Below are 18,554 nucleotides of genomic sequence, written 5' to 3'. Positions count from 1 at the left end.
CCGCCGATGTATGCCAACAGCGAAGACCACTTCCTGCCCGACCCCGAACGCCACGCCGAATTCTATGAAGGCGTGACGATGAAGCGGGGCCTTGCCTGGGTGGTGGATGTGATCCTGACCGCGATCATCACTGCGATGATCGTGCCATTCACCGCCTTCACGGCGCTGTTCTTCCTGCCGCTGCTGTATCTTTGTGTCAGCTTTGCCTATCGGGTGCTGACGCTGGCCTCCTCTTCGGCCACGCCCGGCATGCGGCTGATGAACATCACCTTCCTGACCCGCAATGGCGAGAAATTCGATTTCGCCCATGCCTTCCTGCACACGCTGGGTTACACGCTGTCCATCGGTACGCTGCTGGTTCAGGTGCTGTCGGTCTTTCTGATGGCGACCTCCTCCCGCGGTCAGGGGCTCAGCGATCACGTTCTGGGCACGGTGGCGATCAACCGTCCGCGCTGAACCCTGACGAAAGCCGGGCCACTGCCCGGCTTTTCATCCTCTCGCAATCCGGTCTTGGCGAGCGGGCGCGGGCTTGCTAGGCTTCGCGCGACAAAGCCCTTTCCCATCCCGCAACCGGACAGGCCCGCCCGCCAAGATGCGCCACACGGTCCCCATCGCGCCGCAGTTCTATGTGACGGCCCCACAAGCCTGCCCCTATCTGGACGGGCGGATGGAGCGCAAGCTGTTCACAGCCCTTCAGGGCGAACATGCGCAGCGGCTGAATGATGCGCTGTCCAAGCAGGGGTTCCGGCGCAGCCAGAACGTGCTGTACCGGCCCTCCTGTGCCGAATGCTCTGCCTGTCTGTCGGCCCGCATCCGCGTCGCGGATTTCGAACCGAACCGCACGCAGCGCAAGATCCTCCGCCGCAACGCCCATCTGCGCCGCAACGCCACAAGCCCCTGGGCGACCGAAGATCAGTTCGCGCTGTTCCGTCGCTATCTGGATCATCGCCATGCCGATGGCGGTATGGCCGACATGGACATCTTCGAATTTGCCGCGATGATCGAGGAAACCCCGATCCGGTCGCGTGTCATCGAATATACCCGCCCCGCCGGGGATGGCAGCCGCGCCCGGCCGCTGGCCGCCGTCTGTCTGACCGATGTGTTCGATGACGGGCTGAGCATGGTCTACAGCTTCTATGACCCTGACCTGACGGCGCAGAGCCTGGGCACCTATCTGATCCTTGACCATATCGAGATCGCGCGCGAGGCCGGGCTGCCTTATGTCTATCTGGGCTACTGGGTGCCGGGCAGCCGCAAGATGGGTTACAAGGCGAATTTCGCCGCGCTGGAGCTTTACAAGGCTGGCCAGTGGCAGGACATCGGCAGCCCCGAGGATCACACGGCGGAACTGCACCCGCTGTCCGTCGACCCGATCGCCGAACAGGTGGCGCGCATCGCCCTGCCCGAAGCCCGCCCCCATCACGAATGACCGCACCGCTTTCGGATGCGCGCATCGCCGCGCTGGCGCTGATCGTGCCGGATTACGCGGCGGGGCTGGCGTTTTATGTCCAGAGGCTCGGCTTCCGGCTGATCGAGGATGTCGATCAGGGCCGCAAACGCTGGATCACCGTCGCGCCGCCCGGCGGTGGCCCGGTATTGGTGCTGGCCCGCGCCGACACGGAGGAACAGCGCGCCGCCATCGGCAGGCAGGGCGCGGGTCGGGTCTGGCTGTTTCTGGAAACCGGCGATTTCGCCCGCGACCACGCCGCCCTTCTGGCCGCAGGCGCCATCTTCGAGGAAGCCCCGCGCCACGAACCCTATGGCACCGTCGCGGTCTGGCGCGATCCTTTCGGCAACCGCTGGGATCTGCTGCAACGGCATTGAGGCCATCTGAACGGAGCGCACGAGGCCAGCGCTTCGCGGGATGGAATACTCGGGGGGATCGGCCCCCCATAATGAACTGGAGCGCGGGACTGATGGTCGCCCTCGTCAGTCCCGCTCTCTCAGATACAGGTAGAGCGGGAGCGCCAGCGAAAGACCCACGAAGAAACTTGCGGGCAGAACCAGCCACCACCGCTCGACCTTGTGCTTCGCTGCGTCAGACCAGGACCATACCCAGAATATCAGAATCGAAATGAGCACATCTGCCGAGAAGCCCGCAGCGGGCCCGTTTGCGAACAGCGACTGAATAAAGAGCGGAAGCGCGAGCCCGTGCTGCGCGAAAAAAGAGCCGAAGAATAACCATGGCACCCCGGTCCCGACAATCGCCATCAGGAGATAAAAGTTCCTGATTGTCATATGTTTATCCCCCTTGGAAAAGTCTTTCGTATCCAGATGATCTTTCGAGAGGCATTAGCAAAGGTTGACCGCGGGCGCTATAGCAGCCGGAGGTTCGGGGGCGGGTCGGAGACCTCAGGCTGGCAGGATTGAATGGAACCTCTGCCGGACACCCAAAAGAGGACCCGCGACCTTTGCAGTCGACAGCCAAACTCACTAGGGTGCTGTTTCTGCAAGTGCAAACCGATCCCGAAAGGAAGCCGAACATGGCCGGAAACACCTACAAGGTTGTCAGGCGGACACCCACTGTCGGCGAATATATGCAGCTTCGCGCAGAGGCGGGCCTGAGCCCGTTTTCCGAAGAGGCCGCCACGAAAGGCCTCGCCGGTACAGTCTTTGCCGTGGTGCTTGAGCATGGCGACCGCGTCGCAGGCATGGGCAGGCTGATCGGGGACGGCGGGTGCTTTTTCCAGATCGTGGATATTGCCGTGACCCCGTCGGATCAGGGACAGGGGCTGGGCAAGACGATCATGGGGGAGTTGATGGAGTTTGTCACAACCCGGCTTCCCGCATCAGCCTATGTCAGCCTCATCGCCGACGTTCCGGCAAATAAGCTTTACGAAAAGTTCGGGTTTGTGGAGACGGCGCCCCGCTCTCTCGGCATGGCGCGTCGGGCGCGGTAACGCTCGGGCCGCCTGCCCTGCACGGCTGACACGGCACGCTTACCCACAGGTCATCCGGCACAACGCTCTGCCAGTCACAGCAAAAGGAGCCGCTTGCGACGGCCCCTTTCGTACCATGCGTTAACGCTCAGGCCAGCGTCGCGCCATCGGTGCGGCGGATGGCGATAAGGGTCGAGCGCGGCAGGCCACCTGCCATATCAGGGAAATCGCCACCCGGATGCTGGATGCCCACAAAGACCGTGCGGCGATCCGACGAGAAGGTCATGCCCGTCACCTCCGAGCCTTTGGGGCCGGTCAGGAACCGCTCGATCCGGCCAGAGGCCGGGTCACCGACCAGCATCTGGTTGTTGCCCTGCCCGGCGAAATCGCCCTCGTTGCTGTCTTCGCCATCGGTCTGGATCCACAGCATTCCGGTCTGATCGAACATCATCCCATCGGGCGAATTGAACATGTTGCCCGCGTTGATGTTGGACGATCCGGCATAGGCATCCTTGTGCACCCCGGGGTTGCCCGCCATCACGAAGAGATCCCAGCGGAAGCTGTCGGCCGCGTGATCCTCGTCCGCCGGATACCAGCGCACGATCTGGCCATAATGGTTTTCGGCACGCGGGTTCGGACCGCCCACCGGGGTTTCGTCGCCACCGGCATTGGATTTCATACCCCGGTTCTTGTTGTTGGTCAGGGCGCAATAGGCCTCGATCGCGCGGGGGTTCACCGCCACCCATTCCGGGCGGTCCATGGTGGTGGCGCCAACCTTCGACCCGGCCTGACGGGTGTGAATGCAGATTTCCGCCGCCGTCATGCCGGTCGCCTCGGGCGTCAGGGCAAGCCACTTGCCGGTGCCGTCCTCGGCGAATTTGGCGACGTAAAGCTGGCCTTCATCCAGCAGCGCATCGGTCGGCGCGCCGGGGGCGTAAACGCCGGTCGAGACGAATTTGTACAGAAACTCGCCACGTTCATCATCGCCCAGATAGACCACCACGCGCCCGTCGCGCGCCAGGGTGCAGGCGGCGTTTTCATGTTTGAAGCGGCCGAGGGCGGTACGCTTCACCGGCTTCGAGGTGGCATCGGCCGGGTCGATCTCGACCACATAGCCGAAGCGATTGGGTTCATTCACGTTCTTCGCCAGATCGAAACGCGGATCGAACTGTTCGTAACCATAGACCGATTCCGCCTCGATCCCGTACCGGGCGAAGGCTTCGGGCAGCTTTGCCCCGACATCGGTCGCACCGAAGTACCCGTTGAAGTTTTCCTCGCAGGTCAGATAGGTGCCCCAGGGCGTCTTGCCTGCGCCGCAGTTGTTCAGCGTGCCCAGAACCTCGGTGCCAGCGGGATCAGCCGGGGTGCGCAGCAGCTCATGCCCCGCCGCCGGGCCGGACAGGCGCATCGGCGTCAGATGGGTGATGCGGCGGTTGAACGGGCTGTCGGGCACAATGGCCCAGCCATCCGGCCCTTCCGCGACTTCCATCACCGTCACGCCCTGCAGGTTTTGCAGCAGGCGCACATCGGCCTCGGACTTGACCTTTTCCTCCTGCTCCGCCGGCAGGTTGATCTCGGGGTTCACATATTCATGGTTCACCGCGATGACCTGATGGCCGCCGATATTGAACAGCTCCATCCCGTCGGTGTTTTCACCGAACACCCGGTCGGCCCCCTGCGAGGGCACGCCCTTTGCCGCGTCATAGGCCGGTGCATCGGAAAACAGCGCATCACCCCAGCGCGCCACCGGCTTCCATTCATAGCCTTCCGGCACATGTACGGTGCCATCGGTGGCGACCGGGATCGGCGTGAAGGCGAAACGGGCGGTCGCGGCCTCTGCCGCCGTGCCGCGCAGCAGGCTGCCCATGACGCTGGCACCCGAGCCGAAAGCCACGAGCCCGGTCAGGAAGCCGCGACGCGACAGGCCACTCGCCACGATACGGTCGAAATCGGTGGTTTCGGCACGCGGGCTGCGGGCCTCGTCGAAGTCGTCGAAGGAAAAGCGGTCGGTCATCACTGGCTCCTGAAAGGCTGGATCGGCGCCCCTCCGTCACCTTCGGGGACCCTTCCGGCTGACTGCCAGTCGGAGGTGACACGGGGGTTACAGCCTTGCGAAGGTTGCATGACGCGGCGACTCGCCCCTTCCCCGACCCATGTATTTTGCAGTTATTTCCATTAATTGCCAGTAAACGCAATAAAAGTTCAACTTTCTGCGTCACTGCGACATTTTTCTTGGATTTTTGCCATTGACGCCCCCCGCCGCCGCTCATAAGGTCCGCTGCACTGAATCAAGCCACTGGGGACACGACATGATGTCGCTTCTCGTCATCGTAGGGATTGGGCGCATGGGCCGGTAACGGCAGACCATCTCGGTTCCCCATGCGCCCCCCGAGGAAACTCCGGGGGCTTTTTCATACCCGTGCCCGCCGCGATATTGCGGCAAGAAGTGCCCGCCGCGGTATCGCGGCAAGAACGTGCCAGCCGCGGTGCAAGCGGCAAGAAGGAAGAGAACATGACTCAGGCGAATGCGAGCGCCATGACGGGCGCAAAGATGATCGTGAAGGCGCTGAAGGATCAGGGGGTCGAGGTCGTATTCGGCTACCCCGGCGGCGCCGTGCTTCCGATCTATGACGAACTCTTCCTGCAAAACGACATCCGGCACATTCTCGTCCGTCATGAACAGGGCGCGGTGCACATGGCCGAAGGCTATGCCCGCTCCACCGGGAAACCGGGGGTGGTGCTGGTGACCTCCGGCCCCGGCGCCACCAATGCGGTGACCGGGCTGACCGATGCGCTGCTGGATTCGATCCCGCTGGTGGTGCTGTCGGGTCAGGTGCCGACATTCATGATCGGCACCGATGGCTTTCAGGAAGCCGATACCGTGGGCATCACCCGCCCCTGCACCAAGATGAACTGGCTGGTGAAGGATACCGCGAAACTGGCGGAAACCATTCATACCGCCTTCCATGTGGCAACCTCGGGCCGTCCCGGCCCGGTGCTGGTGGACATTCCGAAGGATGTGCAATTCGCCCAGGCCGAATATGTGGCGCGCGAGAAGATCAAGACCTCGCATTACCAGCCGCGCGTGAAGGGCGACATCGAGGCCATCACGAAACTGGTCGAACTGCTTGAGAAGGCCGAACGCCCGGTGTTCTACACCGGCGGCGGCGTCATCAACTCGGGCACCGCCGCGAGCCAGCTCTTGCGCGAACTGGTGGATGCGACGGGCTTCCCCATCACCTCGACCCTGATGGGTCTGGGGGCCTATCCGGCCAGCGGCAGGAACTGGCTGGGCATGCTGGGGATGCACGGGCTTTACGAGGCCAATCTGGCGATGCACGGCTGCGACCTGATGATCAACATCGGCGCCCGCTTCGATGACCGGATCACCGGCCGCGTCGCCGATTTCAGCCCGCATTCGGTGAAGGCGCATATCGACATCGACCCCTCGTCAATCAACAAGGTGATCCGCGTCGATCTGCCCATCGTCGGTGACGTGGGCCATGTGCTGGAGGATATGCTCCGCATCTGGAAATCGCGCGGGCGCAAGGTGAACAAGGAAGGTCTGGCGAAGTGGTGGGCACAGATCACGGAATGGAAAGCCGTGGACTGCCTCGACTACAAGAACAGCGAAAAGACAATCAAGCCGCAATATGCGCTGCAACGGCTGGAGGCGCTGACCAAGGGGATGGATCGCTACATCACCACCGAGGTCGGCCAGCACCAGATGTGGGCGGCACAGTTCCTGGGCTTCGACGCACCGAACCGCTGGATGACTTCGGGCGGCCTGGGGACGATGGGTTACGGCCTGCCCGCCTCGATCGGCGTGCAGGTGGCCCACCCCGAGGCGCTGGTCATCAACGTGGCGGGTGAGGCGTCCTGGCTGATGAACATGCAGGAAATGGGCACTGCGATGCAGTTCCGCGCGCCGGTCAAACAGTTCATCCTGAACAACGAACGGCTGGGCATGGTGCGTCAGTGGCAGGAATTGCTGCATGGCGAGCGTTACAGCCATTCCTGGTCGGAAAGCCTGCCCGATTTCGTGAAACTGGCCGAGGCCTTCGGCTGCAAGGGCATCAAGTGCAGCGACCCGAAGGATCTGGACGATGCGATCATGGAAATGATCCGCTACGACGGGCCGGTGATCTTCGACTGTCTGGTCGAGAAGCACGAGAACTGCTTCCCGATGATCCCCTCGGGCAAGCCGCATAACGAGATGCTGCTGGGCGAGGCCGAGACGCAGGGCGTGATCAAGGCTGGCGGCGCGGTGCTGGTGTGACCCTTGCACGGGGGGCTGTCTGCCCCCCGACAGGGGCGCGCAAGCGCGCCCCTTCCCCCCGAGGATATTTTCAGACAGAAAATGAAAGGGAGCCCCCATGTCGGCGCTCAATATCACCAAGGGCTCGTCGAGCCATTCCGCCTACGACCTCCGCGATCCTTATGCCGAGGTGATCGAAAGCCATACGCTGGCCGTGCTTGTCGATAACGAAAGCGGGGTTCTGGCCCGCGTTATCGGGTTGTTTTCGGGCCGTGGCTACAACATCGACAGTCTGACCGTGGCGGAGGTGGATCATACCGGCCACCGCAGCCGCATCACCATCGTCACGCGCGGCACGCCGCAGGTGATCGAGCAGATCAAGGCGCAGCTGGGCCGTCTGGTGCCGGTGCATGCGGTGAACGATCTGACGGTCGAGGGGCCGGCGGTGCAACGCGAGCTGGCGCTGCTGAAGGTTGCCGGAAAAGGCGATGCACGGATCGAGGCGCTGCGTCTGGCCGAGATCTTCCGCGCCAATGTGGTTGATTCGACGCTGGAAAGCTTTGTGTTCGAGATGACCGGCACGCCGGAGAAGATCGACGCTTTCGCCGAGCTGATGCGGCCTCTGGGTCTGCGGGAAGTGGCGCGGACCGGCGTTGCGGCGCTGTCGCGCGGCGCCTGAGCGACTGGTGGCTGCCCCTTGCCGGGGCAGCCCTTGCTTCATGCCCCAGTAAAGCGCGGCGGGCGCTTTTCAAGGAAGGCGGCCACCCCTTCGCGGAAATCGGTGGTCTTGCCTGCCGCCTCCTGCAGCCGGGCCTCCAGCGCCAGTTGCGCTTGCAGGTCATTCGACAGCGACCCGCGCAGCGCCTGTTTCAGCGCGCGATAGGCCGCGGTCGGGCCGTTGGCCAGATGGGTCGCGCGTTCGGCGACACGGGCGGTAAAGGCGTCATCCGCCACACATTCATAGATCATGCCCCAGGATTCTGCCTGCCGCGCCGTGACCTTGTCGGCGAAGAGGCAGGCGCCCATTGCCCGCGCGGCGCCGATCTGGCGCGGCAGCCACCAGGTGCCGCCCGCATCGGGGATCAGGCCGATCCGGGTGAAGGCCTGCACGAAGCTCGCGCTTTCCGCCGCGATCACCACATCCGCCGCCAACGCCAGATTGGCGCCCGCCCCGGCCGCCGCGCCATTGACAGCGGCGATGGTCGGCACCGGGCAATCATAGATCGCATTGAGGAGCGGCACATATTCCTCGTTCAGGATTTTCTCGAACGGGACGTCGGTGCCCATACCCTGTGCATCCGCCAGATCCTGACCGGAGCAGAAAGCCCTTCCGGCGCCGGAGAAAACGATGACGCGGGCGCTGGATTCGGCCTGCCGGATTGCGGCCAGCATCTGCTTGCGCAGCTCCGACGACAGGGCATTCATCACCTGCGGCCGGTTCAGCGTGATCGTGGCGATGCCGCCCTGTTCTTCCAGAATGATCGGGTCCAATTCTGCCTCCCTTTCCTTTGCCCGGCAGATTAGCCGCCGGGCACCGGGGGGAAAGCGGAACGGCGCGTCACTCTTTCAGAATCTCTTTCAGCCGGGCCTCTTCCTCGGCGCTCAGCGCCTCGGTCTGCTGGGCCGCGCGGCGGCGCAGGAAGGCAAAGGCGGCGATCCCGCCCAGCAGCAGCATCCCCGGACCGGCCAGCCAGAGAACAAGGTTCGAGCCGGTGGCGCGCGGTTCGAACAGCACGAACTCGCCATAGCGATCCACCACGAAGTCGATCACCGCGTCGTCGCTGTCGCCAGCCACCAGCCGTTCCCGCACCAGAAGGCGCAGATCGCGGCTGATGTCGGCGTTTGAATCGTCGATATTCTCGCCCTGACAAACCGGGCAGCGCAGCAGTTGCGAGATAGCGCGCGCGCGCGCCTCCAGCGCCGGATCGGGCAGCACCTCGTCCGGCTGGACCGCCAGCGCGGGGAAGGCCAGAAGCGACAGGCACAGGGCAAGGATCAGGCGCATCGCGTTACTCCGCCGCGACCGGGGCAGCCGCGCGCCGGGCTGCCCCTGCCGCCACGCGGTAGCGGCGGTCCGAAAGGGACAGAAGCCCCCCCAGCGCCATCAGCGCGGCGCCAATCCACAGCCAGTTCGCCAGTGGTTTCCAGTAGCCCCGGATCGCCCAGCCGCCGTTATCCTGCGGATCGCCGATCACCAGATAGATGTCACGGAAAAAGCCGTAATCCAGCGCGGCTTCTGTGGTCGGCATGGCCTGCACCGGATAGACGCGCTTTTCGGGGTAAAGCACCGCCACTTCGCGCCCGTCGCGGCGCACCGCCATCTCGGCCATGGTGGACAGGTAGTTCGGACCCTCGACCTGTTCAACCTTGTTCAGCGTCACCTCATAGCCATGCAGCGGGAAGCTTTCGCCCACCTGCACGACCTTGATGATCTCGGTCGCCCAGGCGTTCATCGCGCCGACCGCAATCATCGTGACGCCCAGCCCGGCATGGGCGGTCACGCGGCCCCAGTCGGCGCGCGGCAGACGGCCAAGGCGTTGCAGGCGCCCGCGGACCGCGCCACGCCCGGTGCGCGCCCAAAGGTCGGTCAGCGCGCCGAACACCAGCCAGGCGCCAAGCGCCGCCGCCACCGGCCCCACCGCCGAACGGCCGGTTTCCAGCGCCCAGGCCAGCAAACCACAGGCCACTGCCAGGATCAGCGCGGGGATCAGTTGCCGGAACACGCGCCCGACCTCGGCCCGCTTCCACGGCAGCATCGCGCCAATGGGCAAAAGTACCGCCAGACCGATCATGAAGGGCGAGAAGGCCGCGTCAAAGAACGGGGCGCCGACGCTCAGCTTGCGGTCCCACAGCATCTCGGCCACCAAGGGCCAGATCGTGCCGACAAAGACCACGAAGGCCGCAACTGCCAGCAGCAGGTTGTTCACCACCAGCGCGCTTTCGCGGCTGACCATGGCGAAGATGCCCTTCGCCTCCATCGCGCCGGCACGGGCGGCAAACAGCGTCAGCGCGCCACCCATGAAGACACCAAGGATCATCAGGATGAACACGCCACGTTCTGGGTCATTGGCAAAGGCATGGACCGAGGTGATGACACCCGAGCGTACGATGAACGTGCCGATCAGCGAGAATCCGAAGGCGAGGATGGACAGAAGGATCGTCCATGCCTTCAGGCTTTCGCGCTTTTCCACCACGATGGCGGAATGCAGCAGGGCCGCGGCAAACAGCCAGGGCATGAAGCTGGCGTTTTCGACCGGGTCCCAGAACCAGAAGCCACCCCAGCCAAGCTCGTAATAGGCCCACCACGACCCCAGCGCGATACCGATGGTCAGGAAGATCCAAGCCGCCAGTGTCCAGGGCCGGACCCAGCGTGCCCAGGCGGCATCAACCCGCCCCTCGATCAGCGCCGCGACGGCAAAGCTGAACGCCATGCTGAGCCCGACATAGCCGAGGTAGAGGAAGGGCGGATGGAAGGCGAGACCGGGGTCTTGCAGCAGCGGGTTCAGGTCGTCACCGTTCAGTGGCGGTTCGGCCAGACGCAGGAAAGGATTGGAGGTGAACAGAAGGAACGCGAGGAAAGCCACCCCGATCATCCCCTGCACCGAAAGAACCCGCGCCTTCAGCGTTGCGGGAAGGTTGCCGCCGAACAGCGCCGCCGCGCTGCCATAGGCGGCAAGGATCAGCACCCAGAGCAGCAGAGACCCCTCATGGTTGCCCCAGACGCCCGAGACCTTGTAGAGCATCGGCTTGTCGGTATGGCTGTTCAGCACCACAAGACGCAGCGAGAAATCCGAGGTCACGAAAGCCCAGGTCAGTGCCCCGAAGGCCACCGCGATCAGCACAAACTGCACGACCGCCGCCGGATCGGCCACTGCCATCCACCCCGACCAGCGCTTCTGCGCCCCGATCAGCGGCACCACCGCCTGTACCACGGCCACCGCCAGTGCCAGCACCAGCGCGAAATGCCCAAGCTCTGAAATCATGCGCGTCTCCCTTGCAGGCGGGATCATAGGACAAGACGCCGCGCGCCGCCATGGGGCTGCGCCCAAGCGTCGCAACCGGCGCGCCCAAATTTCTTTGAAGAAATTTGTAAATCTTTTCGTTGAAAAGATTTGGGGGCCAGCCCCCATCGCGCGTGCCGCGCGATTCCCCCGGGATATTTGTGGACAGAAAATGATCAGCGTCGGCCCGCCTTGCGGGTGGAGAGGAGAAGGTTGGTCTCGGATGTGGTGACGCCTTCGATATTGCGGATGCGGTGGATCACCTCATCGAGTTCCAGCAGCGTCTGGGTCGAAAGTTCCACGATCAGATCCCATTTGCCGTTGGTCGAATGCACCGCCATGACGGCAGGCAGACCAGCGAGGCGCGCCATGATCTTTTCGCCGCCGCGCCCCTCGATCCCGATCATCATAAGCCCGCGCACCGGGGCAGCGGTGACATCGGCGCGGGTGAGCACGGTAAACCCAGCAATCTCGCCCCGTGCGGTCAGCCGCTCCATCCGGGCGCGCACCGTGGCACGGCTGAGGCCAAGGCGATCAGCAAGTTCGGACAGGGCCGCCCGGCCATCCCGGCGCAACTCAGCGATCAGCCTTTGGTCGATTTCGTCCATTTCGACGGTTTTCCTTTTCATCCCGCTGAATTCTTCGCGCATAATGCTCATAATGCCGCTGGATGCTGCCGCAAAGTGAAAACATGTTTGTCGGAACAGGAGATTTGCCATGACACGGACCATTCTGATCGGCGCGCCCGTCGATTCCGGCCAGCGCCGCCCCGGTTGTCTGATGGGCCCGGCGGCCTATCGCGTGGCGGGGATTGCCGGCGCCATCCGCGATCTGGGCCATGGGGTCGAGGACTGGGGCGACGTCGCCCTGCCAGATCTGCAGGAGGCCGTTTGCGCCAACCCGGCGGTGGATCAGCTGCCCGAGACGCTGGGCTGGACCGAGGTTCTGGCGGACCGTGTGGATGACGCGCTGTCCGAAGGCGCGATGCCGGTGATTCTGGGGGGCGATCATTCGCTGGCGCTGGGGTCAGTATCCGGGGCGGCGGCCCATGCACGCCGGGCCGGGCGGCCGCTGTTCCTGCTGTGGCTGGATGCGCATTCGGATTTCCACACGCCGATGACCACGACCAGCGGCAATCTGCATGGCACGCCGGTCGCCTATATCGCCGGGCGCGACGGGTTCGACGCTTTCCCGCCCTTCCCGGCCCCGATTCCGGCAGACCGCATCTGTCTTTACGGCATCCGCTCGGTCGATCCGGCAGAACATGCGGCGCTGCTGGAACATGATATCGCGATCAATGACATGCGGGTGCTGGATGAACATGGCATCGTCGCACCGCTGCGCAGCTTCCTGACCAAGGTGCGCGAGGCGGGCGGGATGCTGCATGTAAGCCTCGATGTCGATTTCCTAGACCCCTCCATCGCGCCTGCGGTGGGCACCACTGTTCCGGGCGGCACCACTTTCCGCGAAGCGCATCTGGTGATGGAACTTCTGCACGAATCCGGGCTGGTGACCTCGCTCGACCTTGTGGAACTGAACCCTTTCCTCGACGACCGGGGCCGCACCGCTAAGCTGATGGTCGATCTGGTCGGCTCGCTGATGGGCCGCAAGGTGTTCGACCGTCCGACCCGCAGCTTTACCTGAGAGAGATGACATGACCGCCCCCTCCCGCAATGCTCTTGTGCCTTTTGTCAGCGTTGACAACATGATGAAGCTTGTTCTTCACATCGGGGTTGAACGCATGATGGCCGAGCTTGCAGCCGAGATCGAGGCCGATTTCCTGCGCTGGCCGCTGTTCGACAAGACCCCGCGCGTGGCCAGCCATTCCGAGGTGGGCGTGATCGAGCTGATGCCGACCTCGGATGGTGAGACCTATGGGTTCAAATATGTGAACGGCCATCCGTCGAACATGAAGAAAGGCCTGCAAACCGTTACAGCATCTGGTCTTTTGGCGGATGTGGCAACGGGCTATCCGCTGATGCTCAGTGAAATGACCCTGCTGACGGCGCTGCGCACGGCGGCGACCAGCGCCATGGCAGCGAAATGGCTGGCGCCGAAGGGCGCGCGGGTGATGGCGATGATCGGCAATGGCGCGCAGGCGGAGTTTCAGGCGCTGGCCTTCAAGGCAGTCTGCGGCATCGAGGAGATCCGGCTTTACGACATCGACCCGGCTGCGACCGTGAAATGCGCCCGCAATCTGGCGGGGCGCGGGCTGACCGTCGTATCCTGCACCAGTGCCGAACAGGCCATGGAAGGCGCGGAGATCGTGACCACCTGCACCGCCGACAAGCAATATGCCACCATCCTGACCGACAATATGGTTGGCAGCGGCGTGCATATCAACGCGGTCGGCGGCGATTGCCCCGGCAAGACGGAACTCCACCGCGACATCCTGCTGCGGTCGGGCATCTTCGTCGAATACCCGCCCCAAACCCGTATCGAGGGCGAGATCCAGCAGCTTGAGGCCGATCATCCGGTGACGGAGCTTTGGCAGGTCATCGGCGGTCAGGCGGCGGGACGCACCGATGCGCGGCAGATCACGCTGTTTGACAGCGTGGGCTTCGCCATCGAGGATTTCAGCGCGCTGCGCTACGTCCATTCGCGGCTGCGCACCTCGGGCCTGTATCAGAACCTTGATATGATCGCCGACCCGGATGATCCGCGCGACCTGTTCGGCATGCTGCTGCGCGCTGGGGCGGCGCAGGCCGCCTGAGCCTCAGGCGGTTTCCGCCAGCGCGTCGCGCACCTGTTCCACCCCCTGCGTCAGGTCGAGGCGGATCGCCTCGGCCAGCGCCTGCGGATCGCCCGCCTTCATTGCAGCCAGGGCATCGGCATGACGGTCCGGCAGGCCATTCTCGATATAGCGCCCCAGAACGGCCCGCAGCGACGGCCCGAACCGAAGCCAGAGCGAGCGGGCGATGTCTTCCAGCACGGTTGCCCCGGCTGCTTCGTACAGCGTGAAGTGGAAGGCGTGGTTCTGACGCAGGTATTCCTGCACGTCGCCCGCCCGGATCGCCGGCTCGATCAGCGCGTCGATCGCCTCCAGCCGGGCAATGCGTTCGGGCGTCAGCCGGGGGGCGGCCAGTTCCGCAAGCTTCGGTTCGATTGCCAGACGGGCATGGACCAGCTGGCCAAACAGATCTGGCGTCATCCTTGGCACGGTCACGCGGCGGTTGTCCTGAAGCGCCAGCGCCCCTTCGGCGGTCAGTCGGCGGATCGCCTCGCGCACCGGGGTCATGCCCGCATCCAGATCGCGGATCAGACCCTGGATGGTAACCGGCTGTCCCGGCAGCAGCACGCCATAAAGCACCATGTCGCGCAGCCGCAGATAGGTGAGCTCATGCGTCGGAATTTTCCGCGCCTCGCCCCGGTCCTGCCCTGTGTCGTCCATCGCCTGCCCTCCGTGATCTCGCGGAACATGGGGCAGCACCGCGATTTGATCAATAGCCGATCCGCGTCGCTCCGACGTCATTCCGCGTGGATTTCGGCGGTCTGCGCAAGCGGATGCGCGGTGCGGATCACCCTTTCGCAATAGGCCGCCAGTTGCTTGCGATCTGCGAAGGCATCGACGGGGACGGACGGGTGAAAGATCACCTCGACACGGCCCTGCCGGGGGGTGGCCAGAACCTTGATCAGATGGCCCGCAAAATCCATGTCGCCCCACCAGCCATAATAGCGCGGGTCGCGGCCCACGGGGGCATGATAGACCACCGTCACTGGCTGGATATGCAGTACCCGGTCCATGCCATGGGTGAAAAACGCCTGAAACAGCGGGGTCTTGAACGGCAAGACCCGGGTCGCATCAGTCGAGGTGCCCTCGGGGAAGAACAGGAGCCGATGACCGGCCCGCAGCCGCGTCTCCATCATCTCTTGCTGGGTCCTGGCCTCGGCAGGGCGGCGGTTGATGAACATGGTGCCGGTGGCGCGTGCCAGGATGCCGATGCCGGGCCAGTTCGCCACATCGTCCTTCGATACGAAATACACCCGGTCGGCGGCGTTCAGGGTGAAGATGTCCAGCCAGCCGACATGATTGGCCACGATGGCGCCCTGCCCCTGCATCGGCCGCCCGGTCACGCTATAGCCGAACCCCATGATGGCAAGACCTGCGCGGCAGACGAACTGGGTGATCCAGGGCGTGATCGGGCGGTGCAGGCCGAACAGCGGTTTTTCGACCAGCCGTACCAGCAGGAAGATCGCCAGACAGCCATAGGTCACTGCCCCGAGTGCCAGCCCCCGCAGCCCGACGAGCCCCCAGCCCAGCGGTCCGATGCGGCCGGGTTCCAGCCGCGCCTCGTGCCAGGAGCTCATGCTTCGTCTCCACGACGGCGGGTGTAATAGTCGCGGTGCCGTGCCGACATCTGCGTAGTGTCCATCACCAGCAACACGTCGATGGTATTGAATTCATGGTCAATCCAGGCACCATCCCCGACGAAGCCCCCCAGCCGCAGATAGGCCTTGATCAGCGGCGGTGTCGCCTGCATGGCGCGGCGGCGGTCCACCGCCTCGGGCGGCAGAGCGTCCATCTCCAGCCGGTGCGGGGCACGCGCCACCGGGCGCAGCCCCTCGGGTGCAAGGTGGTGGCGGTAAAGGTAGGCCAGCGGCTCGGCCACACTGGCGGGATCGGTGCCCGGAAAGCTCGCCGTGCCGAACATCAGGTCGATGTCGCGGTCCAGCACATACTCGGCCAGCTTGTTCCACATCAGCATCATCGCAGGCCCGCCCCGATAATCGGGATGCACGCAGGAACGGCCCAGTTCCAGCAGGCGCCGCCCCCCGCCCAGCAAGGGGCCAAGGTCAAATTCCTGCTCCGAGTAGAAATCCCGGCCCTCGGGCAGACGCGCGCCCGGCAACAGCCGATAGACGCCCACCACATCTTCCAGCCGTTCGGGATCACGACTGCGGTCGATCAGCAGAAGGTGATCGCACAGATCGTCGTAATCGTCGCATTCCAGCCGCGCCGCGTGATCGACCATCGGCCCGTCGCTGCCCATTTCCCCGACAAACACCTCATAGCGGAGGCGCTGCGCCGCGCGCAGGTCGCGCGCATCGGCCGCAAGCCGCACCTCGAACAAGCTTTCGTCGGTCTTCATCCGGCGCTCCCTCGTCCGTTCCGGCCCGAACCGGCTTTAGGCGCTGGGGCCGCGCAATGCAAGCGGCCCGCCTCTGCGGCTCAATCACCAGTTGCGCCGGGGTGTTTCGAGATATAAAGCTATATCAATCGAATACACGCTCCAGGGTGACGCGGCTCCCGTCTATTACAACTTTGCCGCGGTGTTCAAAGTTCACGGTGATCCGGGCTCCGACATTCGACTGGACCTGTCCCAGACCCCAGTCGGGTTCCTGCGGGTGGCGTACCAGCATGCCGGGCTCCAGCAGTGCATTCAGTCCCAGTTGCATTTCCGTTCCCTGCCCTCCGTCCTCTGTCAGGAACATCCATGCCGGACCGCCCCGACCTCAGTGCCCTTCTGGGCTCCCGAATCTGCCATGATCTTATCAGCCCGATCGGCGCGATCGGCAACGGGGTCGAGCTTCTCATGCTGGATGGCGGCACGCCGGGGCCGGAAATCGCGCTAATTGCCGAAAGCGTGGGCCATGCCAATGCGCGCATCCGTTTCTTCCGCATCGCCTTCGGGGCCTGCACCGGGGATCAGCGGCTTGGACGGCCCGAGGTGAAGGCGCTGCTGGCCGATCTGGCGCGCGGCAGCCGGCTGAGCTTTGACTGGACGGGACCGCAGGACATGCCCCGCCGCGAAGTCAAACTGGCCTTCCTGCTGATCATGTGCCTGGAAACCGCCATGGTGCATGGTGGCCGCATCCGGATCGAGCGCGACGACCGGGGCTGGCATATCCTCGGGCTGGGCCCGAAGCTGCGGATCGACCCCGATCTGTGGGAGGTGCTTTCCAACCCCGGCGCCCGGCACCAGATCACCGCCGCGCAGGTGCAGTTTGCCCTCGTGCCGGACGAACTGACCCGGCTTGGCCGCACTCTCGGGGTCGAGACGCGGGACGGGGAAATCCGGCTGAGCTTCTGAAAACCCTTTTTTTCTTCCTTCCGCAGGGCGGGCATGAATAATGCCTGTTGTAAGCGCGAGGGAGAGAGACATGGCAACGCTTGATGGTAACCTGAGCCTGACCCTGAACGGCTCGACCGATTTCAGCATCGGGTTTGATGAATATGTGTGGTCCGACAGACATCTGAAGGCACTTGAGCTTTGGAAACCGGATGACAGCGGCCTTGCCACGGTCAAGATCTCGCTGACCGGAAACAACTGGGGCACCAACCTCATTCAGGCCGGCGGCGATCTGGGAGTGACGCTCACCGATTCCGCAAAGGGCAGCGGCCGCTTCATTGCCACCATCCGCCTGGACGGCGCGGGCGACAATGTGGTGAAGCTGGCCCGCAGCGACGTGCAGCTTCTGACCACCGGCAACGGCAACGATACGATCACGACCGGCAAGAACTGGATCGGCTTCATCGCCACCGGCGAGGGCAATGACCGCGTGACCACCGGAAATGCCGGGGTGATGTATATCGACCTCGGCGAGGGGGACAATTTCGCCAGCATCGGCGCGGGCGGCGCGAGCTCGGTTCGCGCGGGCAGCGGCAACGACACGATCACTGCCACAGGAGAGATCGAAACCCTCTACAGCGGGCGCGGCAATGACCAGATCACCACCGGGGTGAACTATGTCGACGCGATCAACACCGGGCGCGGCATGGACAAGGTGGTGCTGGGCAGCGGCGGCGCCTCTTTCGTGGCTCTGGGCCGCGATGCCGATGTGCTGGTGGTGAAACAGCAGGCCGATCCGACCGCCCTTGTCGTGGTCGGAGGCGGCGGCAATATCTCCACCCCGGAGGACGAGGACCGCGATCTTGTCGATTTCTCGGCCTTCACCAAATCGCTGACGGTCGACCTTTCCAGCGGCAACGCAACCTCGGCGCAGGGCACCTTCCTTCTGCGCGACATCGAGGATGTGACCGGCGGACGCGGCGCCGACCGCCTGACCGGCGATGGCGAGGACAACGCGCTGACCGGCGGCGGCGGGCGTGACACGCTGACCGGCGGTGAAGGCGCCGACATGCTGCGCGGCAATGCCGGGGCGGATCGTTTCGTCTTTACCAGCGTCGCCGACAGCACCGAGGAATTTGCCGATACAATCCTCGATTTCAGCCGCAAGCAGGGCGACCGGATCGACCTCAGCGCCATCGACGCCAATGCGGCGGCAAATGGCAACCAGTCCTTCGCCTTCATCGGCAAGAAGGATTTCACCGAAAAGGCAGGCCAGTTGCGCTACGAAACCTCCGGCGGCAAAACCGAGATCCAGGGCGATGTCGACGGTGACGGCGCGGCGGATCTGGTGATCCTGCTCAACAGCGCGCTTTCCCTGCGCGCCGGTGATTTCATCCTCGGCTGA

20 protein-coding genes are annotated in these 18,554 nt (G+C 64.2%); 10 read left to right on the top strand and 10 right to left on the bottom strand.

All coding sequences use genetic code 11. The annotated features are described in order from the left end of the window. Positions 1-6: 6 nt before the first annotated feature. From C8N34_RS14755 to C8N34_RS14745, 3 genes are all read left to right on the top strand, one after another. Entirely contained in the window at positions 7-456 is a 450-nt protein-coding gene (locus C8N34_RS14755) for an RDD family protein (protein ID WP_108129455.1), read from the top strand. Between the two features lie 136 nt (positions 457-592). Beyond that, positions 593-1,429 carry an arginyltransferase gene (locus C8N34_RS14750; protein ID WP_054304451.1) on the top strand — a complete coding sequence of 279 codons (837 nt, stop codon included), beginning with the start codon at positions 593-595 and terminating at the stop codon, positions 1,427-1,429. Then, positions 1,426-1,824 (top strand): VOC family protein, encoded by a 399-nt coding sequence (locus C8N34_RS14745; RefSeq protein ID WP_054304452.1) that lies wholly within the window; start codon positions 1,426-1,428, stop codon positions 1,822-1,824. Before C8N34_RS14750 ends, C8N34_RS14745 begins: the two co-directional genes overlap by 4 nt. A gap of 105 nt (positions 1,825-1,929) precedes the next feature. On the opposite strand, the gene C8N34_RS14740 is transcribed toward C8N34_RS14745, so the two are convergent. Continuing rightward, on the bottom strand, positions 1,930-2,238 hold the full coding sequence (locus C8N34_RS14740) for a DUF2834 domain-containing protein (protein ID WP_054304453.1): 309 nt from the start codon (positions 2,236-2,238) through the stop codon (positions 1,930-1,932). A gap of 245 nt (positions 2,239-2,483) precedes the next feature. Between C8N34_RS14740 and C8N34_RS14735 the strand changes: the two genes are divergently transcribed. Further along, on the top strand, positions 2,484-2,900 hold the full coding sequence (locus C8N34_RS14735) for a GNAT family N-acetyltransferase (RefSeq protein WP_054304454.1): 417 nt from the start codon (positions 2,484-2,486) through the stop codon (positions 2,898-2,900). A 127-nt stretch (positions 2,901-3,027) separates the two neighbouring features. Here the strand turns inward: C8N34_RS14735 and C8N34_RS14730 are convergent, their stop codons facing one another. Beyond that, on the bottom strand, positions 3,028-4,893 hold the full coding sequence (locus tag C8N34_RS14730; RefSeq protein ID WP_108129454.1) for a PhoX family protein: 1,866 nt from the start codon (positions 4,891-4,893) through the stop codon (positions 3,028-3,030). Positions 4,894-5,391: 498 nt separating this feature from the next. On the opposite strand from C8N34_RS14730, the gene C8N34_RS14725 reads away from it, so the two are divergent. Beyond that, complete coding sequence (locus C8N34_RS14725) at positions 5,392-7,158, top strand: acetolactate synthase 3 large subunit (protein ID WP_054304498.1); 1,767 nt, start codon at positions 5,392-5,394, stop codon at positions 7,156-7,158. 97 nt (positions 7,159-7,255) lie between these two features. Beyond that, entirely contained in the window at positions 7,256-7,816 is a 561-nt protein-coding gene (ilvN, locus tag C8N34_RS14720) for an acetolactate synthase small subunit (protein ID WP_054304456.1), read from the top strand. A 38-nt stretch (positions 7,817-7,854) separates the two neighbouring features. On the opposite strand, the gene C8N34_RS14715 is transcribed toward ilvN, so the two are convergent. The 4 genes from C8N34_RS14715 to C8N34_RS14700 all read right to left on the bottom strand — a co-directional run bounded on the left by C8N34_RS14715 (position 7,855) and on the right by C8N34_RS14700 (position 11,746). Next, complete coding sequence (locus tag C8N34_RS14715; RefSeq protein ID WP_108129453.1) at positions 7,855-8,628, bottom strand: enoyl-CoA hydratase-related protein; 774 nt, start codon at positions 8,626-8,628, stop codon at positions 7,855-7,857. A gap of 67 nt (positions 8,629-8,695) precedes the next feature. Next, positions 8,696-9,142 (bottom strand): cytochrome c-type biogenesis protein, encoded by a 447-nt coding sequence (locus C8N34_RS14710; protein ID WP_108129452.1) that lies wholly within the window; start codon positions 9,140-9,142, stop codon positions 8,696-8,698. 4 nt (positions 9,143-9,146) lie between these two features. Beyond that, a complete protein-coding gene (locus tag C8N34_RS14705) occupies positions 9,147-11,120 on the bottom strand; it encodes a heme lyase CcmF/NrfE family subunit (protein WP_108129451.1) in 1,974 nt (657 codons plus the stop codon). Positions 11,121-11,314: 194 nt separating this feature from the next. Continuing rightward, positions 11,315-11,746: an Lrp/AsnC family transcriptional regulator gene (locus tag C8N34_RS14700; protein WP_054304499.1), complete on the bottom strand. Its 432-nt coding sequence runs from the start codon at positions 11,744-11,746 to the stop codon at positions 11,315-11,317. A 109-nt stretch (positions 11,747-11,855) separates the two neighbouring features. Here C8N34_RS14700 and rocF point away from each other — a divergent pair, with 109 nt between their 5' ends. Both rocF and C8N34_RS14690 read left to right on the top strand, forming a co-directional pair. Then, on the top strand, positions 11,856-12,782 hold the full coding sequence (gene rocF / locus C8N34_RS14695) for an arginase (protein ID WP_108129450.1): 927 nt from the start codon (positions 11,856-11,858) through the stop codon (positions 12,780-12,782). Positions 12,783-12,792: 10 nt separating this feature from the next. Further along, positions 12,793-13,851 (top strand): ornithine cyclodeaminase, encoded by a 1,059-nt coding sequence (locus tag C8N34_RS14690; RefSeq protein ID WP_108129449.1) that lies wholly within the window; start codon positions 12,793-12,795, stop codon positions 13,849-13,851. A 3-nt stretch (positions 13,852-13,854) separates the two neighbouring features. Here the strand turns inward: C8N34_RS14690 and C8N34_RS14685 are convergent, their stop codons facing one another. From C8N34_RS14685 to C8N34_RS14670, 4 genes are all read right to left on the bottom strand, one after another. Continuing rightward, entirely contained in the window at positions 13,855-14,529 is a 675-nt protein-coding gene (locus C8N34_RS14685; RefSeq protein WP_108129448.1) for a GntR family transcriptional regulator, read from the bottom strand. Between the two features lie 77 nt (positions 14,530-14,606). Continuing rightward, positions 14,607-15,446: a lyso-ornithine lipid O-acyltransferase gene (gene olsA / locus C8N34_RS14680; RefSeq protein WP_108129447.1), complete on the bottom strand. Its 840-nt coding sequence runs from the start codon at positions 15,444-15,446 to the stop codon at positions 14,607-14,609. Then, positions 15,443-16,228, bottom strand: coding sequence for an L-ornithine N(alpha)-acyltransferase (gene olsB, locus C8N34_RS14675; protein ID WP_108129446.1), 786 nt, complete (start codon positions 16,226-16,228; stop codon positions 15,443-15,445). The genes olsA and olsB overlap by 4 nt, the downstream gene beginning before the upstream one ends. Positions 16,229-16,352: 124 nt before the next feature. Further along, the gene (locus C8N34_RS14670) at positions 16,353-16,535 is read right to left on the bottom strand and encodes a DUF3553 domain-containing protein (RefSeq protein ID WP_189379896.1); all 183 of its coding nucleotides are present in this window, start codon (positions 16,533-16,535) and stop codon (positions 16,353-16,355) included. Between the two features lie 38 nt (positions 16,536-16,573). Between C8N34_RS14670 and C8N34_RS14665 the strand changes: the two genes are divergently transcribed. Together C8N34_RS14665 and C8N34_RS14660 are read left to right on the top strand one after the other, a co-directional pair. Further along, positions 16,574-17,170: a histidine phosphotransferase family protein gene (locus C8N34_RS14665; RefSeq protein WP_108129445.1), complete on the top strand. Its 597-nt coding sequence runs from the start codon at positions 16,574-16,576 to the stop codon at positions 17,168-17,170. A 70-nt stretch (positions 17,171-17,240) separates the two neighbouring features. Beyond that, a complete protein-coding gene (locus C8N34_RS14660; protein ID WP_054304467.1) occupies positions 17,241-18,554 on the top strand; it encodes a M10 family metallopeptidase C-terminal domain-containing protein in 1,314 nt (437 codons plus the stop codon).

Origin of the sequence: Gemmobacter caeni, assembly GCF_003054195.1 — a bacterium.
GTDB lineage: Bacteria > Pseudomonadota > Alphaproteobacteria > Rhodobacterales > Rhodobacteraceae > Gemmobacter > Gemmobacter caeni.
This window is presented reverse-complemented; position numbering and strand designations above follow the sequence as displayed.

What these genes read in the sequence shown, in the direction of transcription:
- C8N34_RS14750 (WP_054304451.1), top strand. Translation starts at nt 593, where the DNA reads ATGCGCCACACGGTCCCCATCGCGCCGCAGTTCTATGTGACGGCCCCA.
- C8N34_RS14705 (WP_108129451.1), bottom strand. Translation starts at nt 11,120, where the DNA reads ATGATTTCAGAGCTTGGGCATTTCGCGCTGGTGCTGGCACTGGCGGTG.
- ilvN (WP_054304456.1), top strand. Translation starts at nt 7,256, where the DNA reads ATGTCGGCGCTCAATATCACCAAGGGCTCGTCGAGCCATTCCGCCTAC.
- C8N34_RS14745 (WP_054304452.1), top strand. Translation starts at nt 1,426, where the DNA reads ATGACCGCACCGCTTTCGGATGCGCGCATCGCCGCGCTGGCGCTGATC.
- olsB (WP_108129446.1), bottom strand. Translation starts at nt 16,228, where the DNA reads ATGAAGACCGACGAAAGCTTGTTCGAGGTGCGGCTTGCGGCCGATGCG.
- C8N34_RS14670 (WP_189379896.1), bottom strand. Translation starts at nt 16,535, where the DNA reads ATGCAACTGGGACTGAATGCACTGCTGGAGCCCGGCATGCTGGTACGC.
- C8N34_RS14690 (WP_108129449.1), top strand. Translation starts at nt 12,793, where the DNA reads ATGACCGCCCCCTCCCGCAATGCTCTTGTGCCTTTTGTCAGCGTTGAC.
- C8N34_RS14665 (WP_108129445.1), top strand. Translation starts at nt 16,574, where the DNA reads ATGCCGGACCGCCCCGACCTCAGTGCCCTTCTGGGCTCCCGAATCTGC.
- olsA (WP_108129447.1), bottom strand. Translation starts at nt 15,446, where the DNA reads ATGAGCTCCTGGCACGAGGCGCGGCTGGAACCCGGCCGCATCGGACCG.
- C8N34_RS14755 (WP_108129455.1), top strand. Translation starts at nt 7, where the DNA reads ATGTATGCCAACAGCGAAGACCACTTCCTGCCCGACCCCGAACGCCAC.
- C8N34_RS14730 (WP_108129454.1), bottom strand. Translation starts at nt 4,893, where the DNA reads ATGACCGACCGCTTTTCCTTCGACGACTTCGACGAGGCCCGCAGCCCG.
- C8N34_RS14700 (WP_054304499.1), bottom strand. Translation starts at nt 11,746, where the DNA reads ATGGACGAAATCGACCAAAGGCTGATCGCTGAGTTGCGCCGGGATGGC.
- C8N34_RS14725 (WP_054304498.1), top strand. Translation starts at nt 5,392, where the DNA reads ATGACTCAGGCGAATGCGAGCGCCATGACGGGCGCAAAGATGATCGTG.
- C8N34_RS14735 (WP_054304454.1), top strand. Translation starts at nt 2,484, where the DNA reads ATGGCCGGAAACACCTACAAGGTTGTCAGGCGGACACCCACTGTCGGC.
- C8N34_RS14685 (WP_108129448.1), bottom strand. Translation starts at nt 14,529, where the DNA reads ATGGACGACACAGGGCAGGACCGGGGCGAGGCGCGGAAAATTCCGACG.
- C8N34_RS14710 (WP_108129452.1), bottom strand. Translation starts at nt 9,142, where the DNA reads ATGCGCCTGATCCTTGCCCTGTGCCTGTCGCTTCTGGCCTTCCCCGCG.
- rocF (WP_108129450.1), top strand. Translation starts at nt 11,856, where the DNA reads ATGACACGGACCATTCTGATCGGCGCGCCCGTCGATTCCGGCCAGCGC.
- C8N34_RS14660 (WP_054304467.1), top strand. Translation starts at nt 17,241, where the DNA reads ATGGCAACGCTTGATGGTAACCTGAGCCTGACCCTGAACGGCTCGACC.
- C8N34_RS14740 (WP_054304453.1), bottom strand. Translation starts at nt 2,238, where the DNA reads ATGACAATCAGGAACTTTTATCTCCTGATGGCGATTGTCGGGACCGGG.